We start from the raw sequence: 16,497 nt of genomic DNA, 5'->3' as shown, positions 1-16,497 counted from the left end.
GGGACAATTCACATGTTGAGGTGACCGGGAATGCGGACGTGGCGGCGCACGACTTCGACGAAATCCGGATCGCGCTTGGCGGCCCAGACAGCGGCCATATGGCCGATGAACCAGAGCAGGAGGCCTGCGATCCACAGCCGCAAACCCAATCCAAGTGCTGCCGCCAACGTGCCGTTGAGGATCGCAACTGAACGCGGCGCACCGCCCATCAGAATCGGTTCCGTCAAGGCGCGATGGACCGGTGCCACAAAACCGGGAACCTCATCCATCAGATCACCACTCCGCCGCCGAAGGAGAAGAACGAGAGAAAGAAGCTCGAGGCCGCAAAGGCGATGGACAGACCGAATACGATCTGCACCAGCCGTCGAAATCCGCCCGAGGTATCTCCAAATGCCAGCGATAGCCCGGTCACGATGATGATGATGACCGCAAGGATCTTGGCGACGGGCCCCTCAACCGATTGCAGGATCTGGTTGAGCGGCTGCTCCCACGGCATGTTCGAGCCAGCGGCCCATGCTGGAAGCGCGCCGGTGAACGGCAGGGCCAGTGCCGCGATCGCGATGAGAGCCTTGTTGCGAAGCGATCTCAAGCTCATGGTTGATCTCCCATTGGTAGAAGGCTGTAGTCACCGGACGGTCCGAGCGTTGATACGCGAGCAAGCTCGACGAGGCGGCGATCGGCGCCGCGGCCAACAAGAACGGCAATCACGTTGATCGTTTCGGCAATAAGCGCGCGCGGGACAGTGACCACAGCCTCCTGGATGAGCTGCTCGAGCCGGCGTAGTGCCCCAAGCGCAGTCCCGGCATGTATGGTTCCGATCCCGCCGGGATGGCCTGTCCCCCAGGCTTTAAGGAGGTCGAGAGCTTCGGCTCCGCGTACCTCACCAATCGGAATACGATCCGGCCGAAGGCGCAGCGAGGCGCGAACAAGATCTGATAGAGAGATCACGCCGTCCCGGGTGCGCAGCGCAACGAGATTCGGTGCTTTGCATTGAAGCTCTCTTGTATCTTCAATGAGGACTACCCGGTCTGTCGTCTTGGCGACCTCCGCAAGAAGCGCATTTGTCAGGGTGGTTTTGCCGGTGGAGGTACCGCCCGCGACCAAAATATTATGGCGAGCAGCGACAGCTGTTCGAAGAGCGCGGGCCTGCTCCAAGGTCATGGTCCCGGCCGCGACATAGTCCTCGAGAGAGAATACGGCCACGGCCGGCTTGCGGATCGCGAATGCGGGCGCGGCGACGACGGGGGGCAGCAGACCTTCAAATCGCTCCCCGGTCTCCGGTAGCTCGGCCGAGACACGTGGCGCACCCGCATGAACCTCGGCGCCGACGTGATGAGCGACTAGGCGGATGATTCGTTCTCCGTCAGGAGCGGACAGGCTTTTGCTGGTCTCGGTCAGGCCACTCGACAGCCGATCGATCCATAGCCGACCGTCTGGGTTGAGCATCACCTCGACAATCTCGGGATCTTCCAGAAAGCACGTAATCGCGGGCCCAAGGGCAGTGCGCAGCATGCGTGCTCCGCGCGAGATCACCTCCGGCTGAAAGGGTTGGATTGTCATTGAGGCCCCAAGAGCTGAGGCACCCCAAGCGGCCTCAGATGGGTATGACTAGAAAAGCAGGTCCTTCGTTGGCGCAACGCGTGGCGTCCGGCGATCGTAGGTTGGCGTAGGAAAAGAAAGATCGAACCAGAAAGGCGCGCGCGAGTTGTAGATGCTCTCACGGATTAGGCGCCGAAGTGGAGTTAGCCAATACGCTCGCATTACCATTCCTCGTCTTCAGGCTCGAGTACGCCAGTTTCTGCTGACGTCACGGATACCTCAGCCGGGTCTGTATTTGTTGCGTGATCGCGGAGGAAGAACTTGGCAACTCGCCTGCCCAAACGGCCAAGCCATGGGATCGCGAACCAGCCCAGCGCCAGAATCTGCGCCCCAACAGCGGATGCGAATGCAACCTGGTAGGCAATAATCGGATAGTGGCCATCCTGAACGGACCATTGGTCAAGGATGAGTCCAGTCCCGTATTGGACGATGAAACACCAACCGAAGTGAAGAACGTTCAAGCCGGCATTTGCTCTGCCGGTGAGCTCTCTTGGGAAATTCTCCGCTAAGATCGCATAGCTGAGGACCGTCGCTGCACCGACAATCGAGATGACGAGCCATGGCAATAACGATGGCAACGGCAGGCGCAAGATCAATGCAACTTCAGCCGCGACAAACAACATAGTCACCGCCGCGAACAGAACTTCTGACCCTATCCCGCGTCGGCGTAGCCGATCAGCCAACGTGCCAAGTAGCAACGCCCCGGCGCTAATTCCAAGTGCCATGATGAAGAGCTGTGTGATCGAGGATTCGCGGTCGAATCCTTCGACGTTCGTCAACCAAGATGCTGCCCACAAGGCCTGCAAAGACCAGGCTGACCCAATACAGCTTGCCGACAGCGGTGCTATCCGCCAGAAGCCCCGATCTCTGTAGATCGCACTCAGTTTTACGCCGGTAGGCTGCGTCGCCTGTGGTCTCGCGGCCTCGGGAACCGCCCAGAAGATCAGGAGGGCCGCAGCGAAAGTTGCAAGGGCCAAGAGTTCAAATAGCCCACGCCACCCTGTGTATGCCAAAAGCCACTGAGTTGGTGTTGTTGCGGTCACCGCACCTAGTGCGCCGAGCATAATCATGTAGCCGTTTGCCAAGGCGACGCGTTCCCTCGGGAACCAGGTGACGATGGCTTTCAGTCCTGCCATTGCCGCAGCCGAGACACCGATGCCGATCATTGCGCGCGCAACAAGAAGCGCCTTGAAGTCGCTAGCCGCTCCAAATAGAGCCGCTCCGCCGCCGGCAACGAGCAGGAGCGCGCTCTGGACCCGCCGTGGGCCAAATCGATCTAGCAGGGTCCCGATCGGAATCTGGGCCCCGGCGAACACCAGGAAATAAACCGACGTCAACAGGCCAAGGTTGGCAGCATCGAGACCTAGGTCAGCTGACAGCTGTCCCGAGATCAGCGTGTTGATGGTTCGGAACAGATACGAAAGGTAGTAGCCGACGACGAAAGGGAGGAAAACACAGCCGATCAAGCGCCAAGTCGGAAGCGCGCGCCCCTCTGACGATGCGCAAGGATTGAGATTGGATGGGCGTCTTTTTACTTCTTGCGCGCGGATCCGGCCGTCAACAGCCGGTTTAGCAGAACGCGTTTGGCAGAATTTGAAAGTTGCGGTTGCTGCCGCCCTCCTCGGCGGCAGCGCTCATGTCGGCAGTTGCGTCTAGAATGATGGCCGCAGGACCTCCCTGGGCAGATTCAGCAGAAACTTGCGAATCGTCGTCGACCGCATGACCAGAATCCCGCGAGGCATTTATTTGGTCGATCGTCTCCCTCAGCAAGGATCGGTTCGAGCGCACGCGCCGGTCAACCTGTTCGGCCAAGGCCTTGAATCGCTCTTGTCCGAGCGCACACGCTTCAGGCTGCTGCGATTGCGGCATCTGAGGTGTGACGGTGAGATGATAGCGGGCGTGCAGCGCAACCGTCTCGGCGATCGTGCGGACGTCGCTGTCAAGACGTTCAAGTTGCATATTTATCCGATCGAGCGCCTCATGAATGAGACCTTCGATCGGCGGCGCTGGGTCTAGGAAGCGTTCAAGAGCGGCCTCCACGACCATGCTCTTGCCGAGGCCGGGACGGTCAGTTGCAACGTCGAGACGGCGGACGATCTTTTCGGAAAGCTGGACCGTGATCTTTCTCGTTGCTGCAGTGTTTTGCTGCCCTGTTCGATCGGCAGCATCCGTTTTTGCTCGCTCGTTCTGATCACCGTGCTGGCGATCAGCTTGCAGCGGCTGCTCAGCTGGTTTGCCACCTATGGCGAGGTCTGGCTCGAGGGACTGCTCGGCCCCGGCCGGCACTCCACGCTGGAAGTGCTGTCCTGGATCGTCTCGATCGCGCTTTGGCTCGTTCGCCTCGTCGCTCGCTGTGTCAAAGGCCACTACTCGGCTCTCCTCAGATAAGGTCCATCGCGCCCATGACTGAGCGCGGCATGAAATCGGTTAGAAATGACAGTGAATGCCCCGTCGACGATGAGATGATACAAAGGGCAGGAGGGCTGCTGCTTTCAATCGCGAAGAATCGGGAGCGTAGTCTGGCGTAGCGAAAGAAAGGAAAGGCGAGTTTGAGGCGCGCTCGCGTCCCTCGACCAGAGCATCGGCCAAGCTGAATGAATCGGAAGGGATTCCCTTATGTGGAACGACCCCGCAGTCAAGGGGCGCCGTCGCCTGAACGACCGTTGGGTCCCAAGCGCATCAAGCGCGTTGATTTGAATGGCCCGTACTATCGCGAACGTCATCAAGGCCGGCGGCTTTTGTCCGCACAGTTAGAGGCCGGACATATGGACATGCCGGTCACGGCATGAGCTCACGACCCACCTGACGAATTGGCCAGCCGGTTTCGGCGGTTGGTCATGGGCAAGGTGCATCGCGGTCGCGCCAGCGATCAGGAGCGAGCCGGCGTCTACAATCGCGGCCTGCCTGCCATGGCAACGCGGGGTTGCCCATGTTGGACATTCTGCCGATCCGCTCCTTGCCGCCGCTCGAGTTGCCGCGAGGCGCCAGGCCGATCCTTGCGGCGAAATGCCTTCCCGAGGCGAAAGCTGCTGGATCGGGCGCAAGCGCCTGGAGCGTGGCCGCGGTAATCGGCCCGACGCCCGCGATTGTCGTCAGCCGACGCCCTGTCTGGCTGGCGCGCGAACCTCCGCAACGATGTCGCGATCGAGCTGCTGGATCCGGTCGGTCAAGGACCGGAGCTGATCCACGAGCACGGAAAGCGCTTTCCGTGCGGACATCGGCAGCCGTTCATCGGTGTCGTCGAGGACAATGGCGCCCAGCGCATTAGCCTTCGCCTACCCTTTGCTGCGACGATTCGCAGTTCAGCAAGATGTGCGCGTAAGGCGTTGCTATTCTTGCGATGCTGAAGGCGACGCCGGATGTCTCGATCGCGGAGCGCGAAGCCTGGCCAAAAAGGGGCTGGTGTTCGGTGAAGGCACACTCCGTCGCTTCCTGGTCCGGTACGGCATCACGCGCAAAGAGATGGCGCACGCCAGCGAGCAGGACCGGCCGGACGTCATAAAGCGGCGCCAGGATTGGCTCGATGGCCAGCCCGCGCTCGATCCCCAGCGCTGCGTCTTCATTGTCGCAGAATACGCTGCAACATGATCGGCGAACGCTCTAGTTATCAGTTGTGCGGCATCGAGCAGAAATGCGTCACAGTGGCGGCTGGAGAGCCCCGTCACATTCTAACGGGGCACTAACGCTGTTTCAAATTGAGCGCGCTTGGACGATATGGCTGCTCAAGCCAGCTTCGAATTGTGTACCGACAGGACACCGCCGTATCACCATGAGGGTGGGAACACTCGGACCAATGATCAAGGCTTTCACGCCGGCACAAACTAATTCCGCGGCGAAACGGAGCGCCAAAGCTCGGAAGTTCGCGTGATGTATGCGCGCGGAACGCCAAATTGGCAGGTTTTCTTCTTCACTAGAGGGTATATCGCCCCTCACGCGATCGGCATGGCGGGATTTCCTAGTGTTAGATGACAATTTGCTTGGAACGGCGAGGCGATGGTGCCACGCCAAAGGGGGATTGTGGGAGGTGATCAGCGAGGCTGGGGACGGGGGAACCTCGCAGGTATTCTCCGTTCAATCGCCTGATGGCATTCGAGCGCTCAAGCTCTACAATCGAAAATTTTCGTCCGGTGGTTTGGGAAAGATCGAAAGAATAAGAATTGAACGCCAAGTAGAGCTCGGCGTGAACGATTGCCCATATCTGGTTGATGTGTTCGAGGGCGGAGAGTTCGAAAACCATCTCTTTCTGCTCATGAACCATGCTCCGGGCAGAGAACTTGCAAAATGTCTCAGTGAGATACCGCGAAGCAAGATCAGGTCTATTGTTGACCAAATCGCTCGAGCTCTCATTTTTCTAAGGTCGCATGGACTTTGCCACCGCGATGTTAAATCAGCAAATGTATTTGTCTCGAACGATTTCAATCATGCGACGTTGCTAGACCTTTCCGTAACGCGGGGCGTCAATGATCGTATGGGTCTCGGGACCGACCAAGACAACCAGTTGCCGGTAGTTGCGACCGCAAGATATTCCCCGCCGGAGTACCTGTTCCGGCTTCTTGATCCTACGCCCGAAGCCTGGCACGCGCTGGACGTCTATCAAATGGGCGGCCTCTTGCACGACCTCATTATGCGGGAACTGCTCTTCGAAGCCGAGTTTCTGAAGTCGCGTGAAAATCGGTATAGATTCGCCTGGATTGTCGCGACCGCTTCTCCCTCTGTGAATGCGATAGATGTTGATCGCGATCTTATATTTCTCGCACGTCGAGCATTGGATAAAGATTGGGCGACGCGATCGCTCCTCAAATTGGAAGACTTTTTGGCTGATAATGAAAAGCAGCAAGCGCTTGCCCTCAATGTTCTTGGGCTGGCCCGCACCCATCTCATTGCCCCGAAGACCCCTAGTCTTGAAGAATTGCGGCGACGCATCAGAGAGGTGGCAGATGCGCTCGAGTCTCGAATTCAGGAACACCTCAGACGGAACGGCATTACTGCGGCTCATTATAACGAAGCCGGGCAAAACGACTGCTCGAAGCGATTGCGTTTCGTTTGGGATGCCGAAGAGGACACACTTCTGTCGGGCAGAATCGAGTTTACGATTGATCTGCTTCTGAAAACGGTACCAGCCGGCCAGTCATTCGACTGCAAGGCTTCACTTCAAAGCACGATAATTGGGGTCGACAGATCGAGCCACATCGAGCTTCCAGATGTAGCGGACGAGGCCGGTTCAAGTGATCAAATAGGCGAGCAAATTGAAGCCTCCCTGGGCTCCCTTGCCGCATCGCTCCTGCAAGTTAGCTAAGAGATGGATATCAGAAATGTCATTGTGGTGGGCCCGACGAGAAAATCTCGATAAAGATCAAGTCGCATTAATTGAGGATTTGCCTCTTGGCGAGCATCACGTAGTGTTGGGGCCACCAGGCTCCGGAAAAACGAACGTGTTGCTGCGTCGAGCACAATATGTTCGAAGCCAGGGCTTACCCAATGTGTTGGTTTTGAGCTTTACGCGGTCGCTCACAGAATTCATAAAGACCGGATGCTTTGACTCGCAAGGCAGAGAAATCTTCCCTCAAAGCTGTGTCAGCACCCTGGAGTCCTGGATACGAGGGCTCTATACTCAGCACGGGGAATCTCTTCCTGCAGCGAAGGCAACGCTTAGCGAATGGAAACGGTCGCTTGCAACTGAGGCGCTGGGTTTCGCTCCCAAAGCGAAACTTCCGAGATATGACGCGCTTTTCATTGACGAAGCTCAAGATTTGTTATCCGAGGAGGTCGAGCTTTTATCCCGATGGGGTAACACGCTTTTTTTGGTTGGGGACATAAGGCAAAAAATCTATAATAAATCCAGCGGGATAGACGCCATCGGCGCCCTGGTTCGTCCACCTAACATTTTATCACTGTCGTTTCACTACCGATTGGCACCTGAGGTCTGCCGAATGGCCGATCGCATTCTCGTACCTCAAGGCGGCCAGTCCCTGGAATCGACCTGCCAATATAACGGACCAAGGCCTGGAAGAATTGGCATCCATGGTCCACTTTCGAAGGGCGACACCATCGCCGCTATAGTGCACAGCCTACGAGATCAGATGCGCGCCTATGCAGACTTGATCGCACAAGGGGATCTGTTGGGGGTAATTGTAGCCCGCAAGGAGGACCGGGAATTTGTCTTCTCGCAGCTCGAGAATGATTCCGAGCTAGCGGGCAAATCGCAGATTGTAAGAGCTCGGGAAGCAAGCGATGATGATCACGACCCCGCGCTTGGCAAAGACACTCCCATTTGCATTCTGACGGTCCAGGGCTGCAAAGGATTAGAATTCCGAGCCGTTCACTGGCCATTCTGCGAAGAACTCCACTATCATTATGATTCTGAACACTACTACACTGTGGTAACGAGGGCGAAGACATCTCTAGATTTGTACTACGTCAACCAACTGCCGCAGAAGCTGGCGCTCGCTTATGCGCCTCCCGTTCAGAAGCTGTGGTGAAGCGATGCAGCAAGATGTGAACTTCAGTAGGGTAACAGATAGCGAGTTAAACTCCCTGGTCGAGGGAGTTCACCCGCAATATTTGGTTCCGTGGTCGATGCGCGAGTCGCCGATGCGAATCGGCCCCAACGAATTCGGCGTCTTGTGGGCCTCCACTAGGTCTGATGTATCCGTGGCCCAACCACTTGTACTGATCGTGCGCAAAGAGGACCAGCAACGCCTATTCGGTCGCTTTGCCCAAGTGAGAAGTGATTTATCGCCTTTCTCCTCTTGGTGCCATATCACGACGCCGAACCGGATGGATGTGGTCGATGATCTGACTAAACATGGTAATTTAGGTGACTACACTGCCGCGTGGACGGGGCTGGTTGTGGCTGAAACATTGCTGCTAGCCGAACGGCCTCTGGCGCGAATTCGGATACCGGCTTGCACGGCGACCCAAACATTCGCTATCGCGCGCGCCGTAGCACTTTGGTCACCGTCCATTTCAGAAGTAACTCAGAAGTATGATCAGTCTCAGAACCTATTCCGCGCGGAGCACAGAAGATCCTCGAGAATTCGGTCCGCCCTAGAACCGATTTGGGGCGCCTTGGCGGCGTTGTCCGGAGCTCGTTTACCCCCGCGCGATGAACGCCTACTTCCGCTAATCGAAGGCATTCACCTGCTCCATGTGGCGCGAACTCAAAAGGATCCGCACGAGACGGCTTCCTTCCTCAGGTCTTTGCGCAATGTCCTGCCGACAGATCTGGTGAACGACTTTGAGCGCTTATCGAGTCTAGCTCCGGAAGAACGGGTCCGAGCATTTGATAAATCTCTCTCCTATGTCGAAAAATCGCAAGACCAGAAAGAACGCCAGATCTTGGCTGCATTGACCGGATATTTGGCTACAATAGCTGCTGGAGGAGCGCCCAGTCTTGGGTTACTTACAGCGAGTGCTCAACGTTTTCCGGAAATTACCGCGTGGGCTTATGTTTTGGGGGGAGTGGGCGAGCCAGTCGTGTGGACCTCCAGTTTCGATGGGCTCGGACGACTAGTAGCTAGGGAGCTTCTTCGTCCTCTCCGCTTTGATGAGCCGCCCACTGCCGATTTCGCATTGGACGAAGCTCTCTTTCTTGCGGATCCTCGATTGCCGGACCCTTTGGTGCACTTGCGCATCAAACAATCCAGAATTGCGACGGTCGCGCTATACCCCGGAGTAAACCTTTCAGTTCCCATGAACGATCAGGCCGCATTAGATGCGAAAGAGAGCCGTCGTGACGACATGCCTTCGAAACCAGTAGCAGCCGTTTCGCCAGCTGGGAACCCCTGGGCGCTATTGGCGGAAGGTCTTTGGCCCTATCTAGAGGACAAACTTTCGGGAGGTGCGACAATTGACGAGAGCAATAGGACTCGAACAAGTAGACGAGGAGGAGGAGGTCAAGCGAAGCTGCCTTTGAAAAAGCAGTAGGGGCACTGGGCTATAGACAAATAGATGACCAACGCTCCGACGCAATCAAAGGCGCTAAAGGTTGTTGATTCTAGCCAATGTCGCGCAGATGCGCGGATAGCGTAGCAAGTGGTCAGCACATAGGTCACGTCGCCTGGCGAGGCAAGGCCCGCCACCACAGCAACAGCGAGCCGCCGATCACCGACGCCCGCGGGCGCAACATTGGCGAGTGCTGAGACATAGCGGTGAAGCTGTAGCGCAGCTAGGTTCGCCGCAGCCACACTGGCCAGCGGTTGACAGTGCCGGCGAGCCGCGCATCATCGCGCCTTTCGCGCCAAACGATTTTACCACAGCATTTCAAGTCAGCGCATCGGCAAGCGAGCCGCCGACCTTGGTATCCCAGGCGTTGGAGACTCGCGTCATCGCGATACAGCGGACCGAGAATGCCATCGTCACCCCGACATAGATTGCTGCACCAACCGCGATCACGCCACCAAGCGAAGACCAATGCAGCCCGAGCAGGATCATCGAACCGACCAGTACCGTCAGGGACGGCAACAGGGACATCAGGATGGTAGTATTGAGCAGGTCGAGTGCCCACTCCCGCGCGTGATCTTTCGCACACTCGAACCGGCGAAAGATGACGTGCCAATCGGTTGAGAACCGCTGGACGCGCATGAACGCCTCGCGCACCACATCCGACATCGTCTGAAGCGTGAACGATCGCCGGGCGCAGGATCATCGAAACAAATCCGCGCGCGACGATGCCGCCGAAGGCGGTCAGGTACGCTTCGTACATTGAGCAATCTGGCGAAGGCCCTTAGCACGATAATGGGCGTCTATGGCTGCTACGTGCGCATTTCCTGAACTTCGCCCCCAATCATCCAGAAAATCATCACCGAAGGAATGTGGCGCCATCTTCGCGAGGCATCGGAAGGCAAAGCCCGGCGCGCGGATCGGAGATCGAATGGAACGACTTGGTCAGGATCGGCTTAAGCTACCTGAGATGGATGACCCGACGAGTGACAAGCATGCTCAGGAATTGGTCTCGACGATGGACCAAAGAAGACGACGAACGCCTTCTCGAATTCGTTTCAAGAACGAAATACCGAAGCGAATTTCTATCTTGCTCGAGAGAAGCGAACACGCGGTCTCTCAACGGGTCAGGAAATTGCGACCAAAGCCCCAAGGCGCCAGCCTCCCTCCTAAAATGGACGCAAACATTGCGCGTGCCTGCCGTGCCGGCACCATTGTGACTTGCGATAATTAGACGCTACCGAGGACTTCAGGGTAGCCCACAAAAAATGCATCGTCTGTGCACGTTCAAATCAAAGATTTTTTGGAATCGCTGGCGCCACCAACTCGATTGCCGGCGGAATCGTTAGAGGTACAGGTGAGTGGGCTCGGCTGGCAGGCGAAACAGCAAGCCAAAACCGACGTCAAAATCTTTGGGCTTTGGACAGACTGTCCTACAAGTGCGCCTTCGTCCTCCTGCACAAGCTCCGTGAAGCCATGGCTGAGGAAATGAAGGGCCGCAGGGTCGTGAAGCCCGCCAATACGAAGCAGCCCCGTAAGGACCGCCGTTTCGCTCAGAATAAGAACGGTAAGCGCAAGGTGTGGTCCGCGAGCGCGGCGGCAATTCCGTTCCGGCCGTCTTCAACTCGGAAAGCCAAGCCGCCTCTTTCATCCGCGCCCGCATCGTGAAAGGTACGAAGGTTCATGCCGATGAAGCTTCTGCTTTGGACCATCTCCATGACCGCTTCGAGGTGAAGCGCATCAACGATCATGATGGCCTACAGCTTCGATGGCGCATGCACCAATCAGGCCGAAAAATACTTCTCCCGCCTTCGCCGCGCTGAAATCGGCATCCAGCACATATCGCTGGCGCGTACCTGCTCCGTTACTCTGAAAGCTCATGGCGCGAAAACAATCGCCGTGTCTCGATTGGCGATCCGGTGAACCGGATTGCTGGGCTGGTCTTGAAGCGCGGTTAGTCCGTGGACTTCACCAGCTATCGGCAGCGGCACATTTCGTAGAAACCTCTTTTCAAGGATCGGGCGAACTGGCAATATGACTGCACAATTTCAGGTAGTTAGTAAATTACTATGCTCCGGTTCCAAAGCACACTCATTTTTGTGATCTTTCCTTTGATTGGCAACATCGTTCTCGCAGTCGCAGCCTTTGTGTTCAATCCTGCTGACTTTCGCGATCACCTAGAAACCTGCTATCTGACGATTGCTGCCGTGCTGATGGCAGCAGCGGTGTCATTTATCGGCTTCAGGATTCACGATCTCGGCCCCAAGCGAACAGTGCTTGCTCTGCTCATCCAGAGCGTCACCCTGATCTTTGTTTTTGCAGGAATCTACCGAGGGTTCGGATTGCTTTACGCAGGCAATCCCACGCCTCTCGTCGATGACTGGCAGAGCGCGCTTTATTTCACGATCATTACTTGGACGACACTGGGATATGGCGACTTCACGCCACCACCTGAATTGCGGTTGATTGCCGCAATTCAGGTGCTGCTTGGGTATGCGTTCTTTGGGATTTTAGTTGGACTGGGGACGGCAATTCTTTGTGAAAAGCGTTCTACTTCAAGATCACAAAGGCCATCACCAAGGGCAGCAACGACAATACAATAGCCGCGATACGCGCCACCGTCTTAGACGGGGTGATCCTTATCGACAATCCAATGGGTTCGTTCATACAGCCATGCGGTCATTGGCACTCTCCGACCTGAAATTAGCCGCACTGGAAGTTGCAATGGCAACATCCTCGCTCAATTGAACAGCGAAGGCATCAGTTTGTTCCGTGTGGAGCCTACTGGGTTCATCCTAAAGTGGCGTAAATTGGCCGATTTTCAATCGATGTAACAAAGAATTAACCATTGGCAAGCGCCCATCCGATGACTTTCAGCGGCCAAATGTGGCTCATTTAGAGGTTGATTGGCTAATTTCCAGCGAGATGGGCCTTCTCGCCGACCGGCTCCGCGCCTCTACCGTGAGGGTTGGCAAGACTGTGCTGGATACTCAGCGAGACGGCCCGCGCTTCGTCCGGGGTGGCTTCTTCCACTCCATGAGCCTTGAGGATAGCTGCCCTAGCTCGGAAGTCATCATCGGCTCCGTGGTCGTCCTGAGCACGTCAGGGCCTTATAAGAGTGGTCGCCTAGCTTTAACGACACAGGCAGGTCGCTGCGCCGCTACAGCACGACTGGGCCAAGCCGATTGTCTATCAATGCAACGAACACGGCAGCGAATTCGCCGAACTCAACTTCGGCGGCCAGACTGCTGAGGGTAGCAAGAGCGATAGCCGCACCGGCGGTCATCATATCCTAGGCATCGCCGAAGCCAGGGCGCGTGATTGTCAGCGACCTTCATCATCGTGCAACCTGGCGCACACGGCATGCCGCCCCAGAATCATGAGCACATGGTGGTGAACTGGCTGCGCGCTTCGGCAATCATCGCACGTGTCGCTCCACTGCGCGGGGTTATCTGGTGAAGGACAGAGCCGGCCATCTCCGCCTACCGCCGAAGCAACTTCGAGGAATGAACCCTGCGGATCGGTTAAGAAAGCGGGGCGGAAACCGACGTTCAATGTCAGGATTACGTTCAATCAAGCTCGTGCGGCTTCACGTCAGGGGCGCGCGATCACGATATCCATACGTGCCCATTGGACCTCACGGGTGCTGGACAGCTCTAATTGCTTCGGTCGACGCGTCGACCTCAAGACTTGCCGGCGATTTCGTGTTTGTGTGTCCTACTGGAATGAAAGTCACATCACAACGGAGTCGCCATCTCAAGATATCTGCAGAAAGCATTGGCAAGCTGCATTGCCTTGGCGTTCGGCACTCAGCTTCAAAGACGCGCGGCGAAGCAATAACGACGCAAATGCACTTCGCACGTGAGACAGCGACGTTCAGGCGATTGGCACTGTAAAGGAGTTCCATACCGCGCGGAGCATCGAGGTGGCTCGATTTTGCTCCTGCAGCTCAAATACCTGGGCATTGTAAGGCGCGATGATCAGGATATTGTCCAGCTTGATGGGAGCTTCGACTCCGTCACGATCGACCCAAGTCGTGCCACTATCCAGTATATCGGTCACGAGTTCACGCACAGCGTCGGCTTCCTCTCGCGACGAGTTCTGGTTGCCGCAATGCTCGATCGGAAGATAGCGAAGCCCCGCCCTGCCAGGCGCCCTGGTGACTTAATCTGTTGCCTCTCAAGACCCGGTCGAGAAAACAACCTGCCCTCGTAAAAGAGCTCCGAATTGAATGCGCAAATTTCGGGATGTAGCCGCCAGGTCTCCGGCAGGAACAAACCCCGATCGGCTGGAATAGTGGCATGCGAGCCAAGGATGTGATCCAGCGCTGACGCCTCAGCCCCGTCCGGATGGCTTCCTTGAATTGGTTGCTCGAGCTGTCGCGGATCACCGAGCAGCACGATGCTCTTCGCTGATTGAGATACTGCAAGGACGTTTGCCAGAGACATTTGGGCAGCTTCATCGATGAAGAGGACGTCAATGCACAGTGAAGCGTCTGGCCTGGCCCAGAACCAGGCGGTCGCGCCGCCGACCCGACCGGCGCCACCGAGCGCATCGAGGAATTCGTCATTGTCTTTGAGGATGGGTAAGTCATCCTCATCGTCGGATACCTTTTGAGCGCACTGGATGACCTGCTTCTCTGCCCCGGCCGCCTTGATCACCTCGTCAAGCAGGTTGCGGATGACCTTGTGGCTGTTTGCCGTGATACCAATCCGCTTTCCGTCCTTTGCCAGGGCGCAGATCATACGGGCGCCCGTAAAGGTTTCTCCTGCTCCTGGAGCCCCTTGCAGAGGGAAAATGCTCTGATCGAGAGTAAGCCCCGCCCGTATTGCGGTGGCGAGCGTGGATTCACCATCTTGTTGCAGCGGCAGTCCCCGCAGGCGTGGCGCCATAGCCTGGATCAGATCTCGGCCTGCACGGTAGTCGCCGTTCCCCTCGATGCCGTGACTTGCCACATATTCGCCGAGCCGCACCACGGCCTCGGCAAGCACCTGGGTGTCGACAAAGCTGTGGGTGAAGATTGCCGGAGGATGGAGGTCCGCGGTATCCTTACGCTTCTTGATATCAATCGTGGGGCAAACCGGTAACGATGGATGGGTGCCTTGGCCGTTCCACCTGGCTCCCCAACAAATGCCAAGTCCGCAAGGCCGCTGCGCTCGTGCAGCAGATCCTCGGCAGAAAGATCCCTCAGCCTGAAATACTCCCACCATACGGCTTTCTTCTCGCGACCGTGCCAATCCAGCATGGACGCAAGCAGCCATCGCGCCTTCTGCCTCTGTCCGCTCATTTGCGTCATCCGGGACGCCTTCGAGAAGCTGAGCCGCGAGCGCAGCCACTTTCTGTTGCCATGCGTCCAGCTCGGGACTGACTTCAACCGTCACCGCGCCTGGACGATCAATTGTCGCCCCCTTTGCAATTTGCTCGGTGCGAAGGTCCTCAAGCCAGCGTCGCAACGCTTCCGTGGACGCGCAGTCGTCACGATTATAGCCTTTGACAGCGACCTTATCTTCTTCTGGAACCCCTTCCGGATCGGCCATCTCCAGCCGCGCCTGGGTCCTGGCTAGGACGGCCCCGACCAGCTCCAGAGGGACGCATCGACTGAATCCGTAAAGTGGCTACAGTTTCTTGATGGAATAGCTTTCGACGCTGGCGCGAATTGCGTGGCGTACGACCGAATAGAGATCAACGAACACTTCCCCGCGCAGAAGGTTGTCCACCTCATTCTCGCGCGTCGCATATCGCCCCATTAGCCGCTTGAGCGCAGCCGGCTCGTACGGAGCGAAATGATAAATATGAAGATTGGGGTGGACCTTCTGCCGTTCGGTAACAAAATCGATGAAACGCTCGAAAGCTATCCTCTCTTCGTGGCGAGTAGACGCCCAATCACCGGTATACTGCCAGCTCCCGCTCTCATCTGCGTAGAGATATCCAAACAGGAACTCGAGCCCGCCATCACCGACAAACGGATCCCCCTCGAAGTCGAAAAAGATGTCGCCTGCTGACGGCACCGGGAGACGATAGAGCCCAAAGTTCGGCTCAAGCGGCAAGACTTCGTGCAACATTGCATCTGCGATCCGCCCCTCGACCTGAATTCGCGCCTGTTCACGAACCTTCTCGTAACTACCAGCGGCACCGCGATCTGGCCTCCACGGCAGAGGCATTGGCAACGCAGCTAGCGCGGCCATCGTACCGACGCCGCGCTTCTCAAATTCTCCGATCTGAGACTTGCTGATACCAGCGACGAGCGACATATGATCGTCCGCGCGCCTCTTTTCGTCACAGTGCCGGCGCCATCTGCAGGCGTCGCAGTGCTCGATGGGTTCGGGGTAGGCGCTTGTAGCTGCCGGCGTAGCCACCGCACGCTCCAAGCTACCTCTAACGTGTCGATAATAGGCCGCGTAGTCGGCCACTCGATATATTTCCGGCTCAAAGTTTGTGCCCGGCGTCACGACACAAGCGGAAACGACAGCTGCTCCCTGCATGTTCGCTAGCAGATCGGAATAAAGGCTGATCTGAAGGATCGTATTGCCTTTGGTTTCCCTGGCGAGCTTCGTATCCGTAACTTCGTAGGACCAAGCACCGAATTGGCTTGGGGTCTCCACGCGGCGCAAGATGTCGGCTCGACCGTTCCAGTTGCCAACCTGCAGAGCGCCCTGAGCGATGACAGCGTCGCCTTTCCATGGCCTGAAGCGTGGCAGTCAGCGCCGCATTGTCGACGCCGATTCCGTCGATCAGCGTGATTGGCAGACCGCCTGATTTCAGATGCTCTATAAAGCCCTGCTCATGCTCAGATCCCCGCGCGGCTAGCGTCTCAAGGACAGGATCCCAGATCTTCGGCTTGGCCAATTCACCGTTGGCGACCTTAAGATCGAGGTTTGTCAGGTAGCGGCAGTTCAAGTGGCCGAGGAGATCGCCCGCGCTAAGGCTGGGCTTGACTCCAATCTTCTGCATTATCCC

The 16,497-nt window shown here is 57.1% G+C and carries 16 protein-coding genes and 3 pseudogenes; 7 read left to right on the top strand and 12 right to left on the bottom strand.

Annotated features, from left to right (window positions below; genetic code table 11):
• Nucleotides 1–8: 8 nt before the first annotated feature.
• The 5 genes from KUF59_RS06800 to KUF59_RS06780 all read right to left on the bottom strand — a co-directional run bounded on the left by KUF59_RS06800 (nucleotide 9) and on the right by KUF59_RS06780 (nucleotide 3,816).
• Complete coding sequence (locus tag KUF59_RS06800; RefSeq protein WP_258768966.1) at nucleotides 9–269, bottom strand: VirB3 family type IV secretion system protein; 261 nt, start codon at nucleotides 267–269, stop codon at nucleotides 9–11.
• The gene (locus tag KUF59_RS06795; protein ID WP_258768964.1) at nucleotides 269–595 is read right to left on the bottom strand and encodes a TrbC/VirB2 family type IV secretion system protein; all 327 of its coding nucleotides are present in this window, start codon (nucleotides 593–595) and stop codon (nucleotides 269–271) included. Before KUF59_RS06795 ends, KUF59_RS06800 begins: the two co-directional genes overlap by 1 nt.
• Nucleotides 592–1,512, bottom strand: coding sequence for a P-type conjugative transfer ATPase TrbB (gene trbB, locus KUF59_RS06790; protein WP_258768963.1), 921 nt, complete (start codon nucleotides 1,510–1,512; stop codon nucleotides 592–594). The genes KUF59_RS06795 and trbB overlap by 4 nt, the downstream gene beginning before the upstream one ends.
• 248 nt (nucleotides 1,513–1,760) lie before the next feature.
• Entirely contained in the window at nucleotides 1,761–3,065 is a 1,305-nt protein-coding gene (locus KUF59_RS06785) for an MFS transporter (RefSeq protein WP_475647869.1), read from the bottom strand.
• 103 nt (nucleotides 3,066–3,168) lie between these two features.
• Nucleotides 3,169–3,816: a hypothetical protein gene (locus KUF59_RS06780; RefSeq protein WP_258769965.1), complete on the bottom strand. Its 648-nt coding sequence runs from the start codon at nucleotides 3,814–3,816 to the stop codon at nucleotides 3,169–3,171.
• Between KUF59_RS06780 and KUF59_RS06775 the strand changes: the two are divergent.
• A pseudogene (locus KUF59_RS06775) lies at nucleotides 3,778–3,933 on the top strand (sulfate transporter family protein); the annotation flags it as partial. The gene KUF59_RS06780 and the pseudogene KUF59_RS06775 sit on opposite strands and share 39 nt — an antisense overlap.
• Nucleotides 3,934–4,434: 501 nt before the next feature.
• Here the strand turns inward: KUF59_RS06775 and KUF59_RS44270 are convergent.
• On the bottom strand, nucleotides 4,435–4,668 hold the full coding sequence (locus KUF59_RS44270) for a transposase (protein ID WP_408918110.1): 234 nt from the start codon (nucleotides 4,666–4,668) through the stop codon (nucleotides 4,435–4,437).
• Nucleotides 4,669–4,962: 294 nt separating this feature from the next.
• Here KUF59_RS44270 and KUF59_RS06770 point away from each other — a divergent pair.
• The 4 genes and pseudogenes from KUF59_RS06770 to KUF59_RS06755 all read left to right on the top strand — a co-directional run.
• A pseudogene (locus KUF59_RS06770) lies at nucleotides 4,963–5,184 on the top strand (IS630 family transposase); the annotation flags it as partial.
• A gap of 373 nt (nucleotides 5,185–5,557) precedes the next feature.
• Entirely contained in the window at nucleotides 5,558–6,895 is a 1,338-nt protein-coding gene (locus KUF59_RS06765) for a protein kinase domain-containing protein (protein WP_258768962.1), read from the top strand.
• A 16-nt stretch (nucleotides 6,896–6,911) separates the two neighbouring features.
• Entirely contained in the window at nucleotides 6,912–8,078 is a 1,167-nt protein-coding gene (locus KUF59_RS06760) for an AAA family ATPase (protein WP_258768960.1), read from the top strand.
• Nucleotides 8,079–8,082: 4 nt separating this feature from the next.
• Complete coding sequence (locus tag KUF59_RS06755; RefSeq protein ID WP_258768959.1) at nucleotides 8,083–9,525, top strand: hypothetical protein; 1,443 nt, start codon at nucleotides 8,083–8,085, stop codon at nucleotides 9,523–9,525.
• A 73-nt stretch (nucleotides 9,526–9,598) separates the two neighbouring features.
• Here the strand turns inward: KUF59_RS06755 and KUF59_RS44265 are convergent.
• Both KUF59_RS44265 and KUF59_RS06745 read right to left on the bottom strand, forming a co-directional pair.
• Nucleotides 9,599–10,324 (bottom strand): annotated as a pseudogene (locus tag KUF59_RS44265) (ABC transporter ATP-binding protein); the annotation flags it as partial.
• Nucleotides 10,325–11,093: 769 nt separating this feature from the next.
• Nucleotides 11,094–11,291, bottom strand: coding sequence for a hypothetical protein (locus tag KUF59_RS06745; RefSeq protein WP_258768957.1), 198 nt, complete (start codon nucleotides 11,289–11,291; stop codon nucleotides 11,094–11,096).
• Here KUF59_RS06745 and KUF59_RS06740 point away from each other — a divergent pair.
• Nucleotides 11,290–11,463, top strand: a complete 174-nt coding sequence (locus tag KUF59_RS06740; protein WP_258768956.1) for a transposase — start codon at nucleotides 11,290–11,292, stop codon at nucleotides 11,461–11,463. The genes KUF59_RS06745 and KUF59_RS06740 overlap by 2 nt on opposite strands.
• Before the next feature lie 146 nt (nucleotides 11,464–11,609).
• Nucleotides 11,610–12,143 (top strand): potassium channel family protein, encoded by a 534-nt coding sequence (locus tag KUF59_RS06735; RefSeq protein WP_258768955.1) that lies wholly within the window; start codon nucleotides 11,610–11,612, stop codon nucleotides 12,141–12,143.
• Between the two features lie 557 nt (nucleotides 12,144–12,700).
• Here KUF59_RS06735 and KUF59_RS06730 read toward each other — a convergent pair.
• From KUF59_RS06730 to KUF59_RS06715, 4 genes are all read right to left on the bottom strand, one after another.
• The gene (locus KUF59_RS06730) at nucleotides 12,701–12,829 is read right to left on the bottom strand and encodes a hypothetical protein (RefSeq protein WP_258768954.1); all 129 of its coding nucleotides are present in this window, start codon (nucleotides 12,827–12,829) and stop codon (nucleotides 12,701–12,703) included.
• 587 nt (nucleotides 12,830–13,416) lie between these two features.
• Nucleotides 13,417–13,614 carry a hypothetical protein gene (locus KUF59_RS06725; protein WP_258768952.1) on the bottom strand — a complete coding sequence of 66 codons (198 nt, stop codon included), beginning with the start codon at nucleotides 13,612–13,614 and terminating at the stop codon, nucleotides 13,417–13,419.
• The gene (locus KUF59_RS06720; RefSeq protein ID WP_258768951.1) at nucleotides 13,599–15,077 is read right to left on the bottom strand and encodes an AAA family ATPase; all 1,479 of its coding nucleotides are present in this window, start codon (nucleotides 15,075–15,077) and stop codon (nucleotides 13,599–13,601) included. The genes KUF59_RS06725 and KUF59_RS06720 overlap by 16 nt, the downstream gene beginning before the upstream one ends.
• Before the next feature lie 78 nt (nucleotides 15,078–15,155).
• Entirely contained in the window at nucleotides 15,156–16,151 is a 996-nt protein-coding gene (locus KUF59_RS06715; protein WP_258768950.1) for a TM0106 family RecB-like putative nuclease, read from the bottom strand.
• Nucleotides 16,152–16,497: the final 346 nt, after the last annotated feature.

Origin of the sequence: Bradyrhizobium arachidis, from assembly GCF_024758505.1 — a bacterium.
GTDB classification, from domain to species: domain Bacteria; phylum Pseudomonadota; class Alphaproteobacteria; order Rhizobiales; family Xanthobacteraceae; genus Bradyrhizobium; species Bradyrhizobium manausense_C.
The sequence above is the reverse complement of the archived record's forward strand: the minus strand, read 5'-3'. Positions and strand labels throughout refer to the sequence as shown.

Bases quoted from the DNA above. Each gene is read 5' to 3' on its own strand.
- KUF59_RS06800 (WP_258768966.1), bottom strand. From the start codon at position 269: ATGGATGAGGTTCCCGGTTTTGTGGCACCGGTCCATCGCGCCTTGACG.
- KUF59_RS06735 (WP_258768955.1), top strand. From the start codon at position 11,610: ATGCTCCGGTTCCAAAGCACACTCATTTTTGTGATCTTTCCTTTGATT.
- KUF59_RS06745 (WP_258768957.1), bottom strand. From the start codon at position 11,291: ATGATCGTTGATGCGCTTCACCTCGAAGCGGTCATGGAGATGGTCCAA.
- KUF59_RS06730 (WP_258768954.1), bottom strand. From the start codon at position 12,829: ATGATGACCGCCGGTGCGGCTATCGCTCTTGCTACCCTCAGCAGTCTG.
- KUF59_RS06740 (WP_258768956.1), top strand. From the start codon at position 11,290: ATGATGGCCTACAGCTTCGATGGCGCATGCACCAATCAGGCCGAAAAA.
- KUF59_RS06720 (WP_258768951.1), bottom strand. From the start codon at position 15,077: ATGGCCGATCCGGAAGGGGTTCCAGAAGAAGATAAGGTCGCTGTCAAA.
- trbB (WP_258768963.1), bottom strand. From the start codon at position 1,512: ATGCTGCGCACTGCCCTTGGGCCCGCGATTACGTGCTTTCTGGAAGAT.
- KUF59_RS06755 (WP_258768959.1), top strand. From the start codon at position 8,083: ATGCAGCAAGATGTGAACTTCAGTAGGGTAACAGATAGCGAGTTAAAC.
- KUF59_RS06760 (WP_258768960.1), top strand. From the start codon at position 6,912: ATGTCATTGTGGTGGGCCCGACGAGAAAATCTCGATAAAGATCAAGTC.
- KUF59_RS06795 (WP_258768964.1), bottom strand. From the start codon at position 595: ATGAGCTTGAGATCGCTTCGCAACAAGGCTCTCATCGCGATCGCGGCA.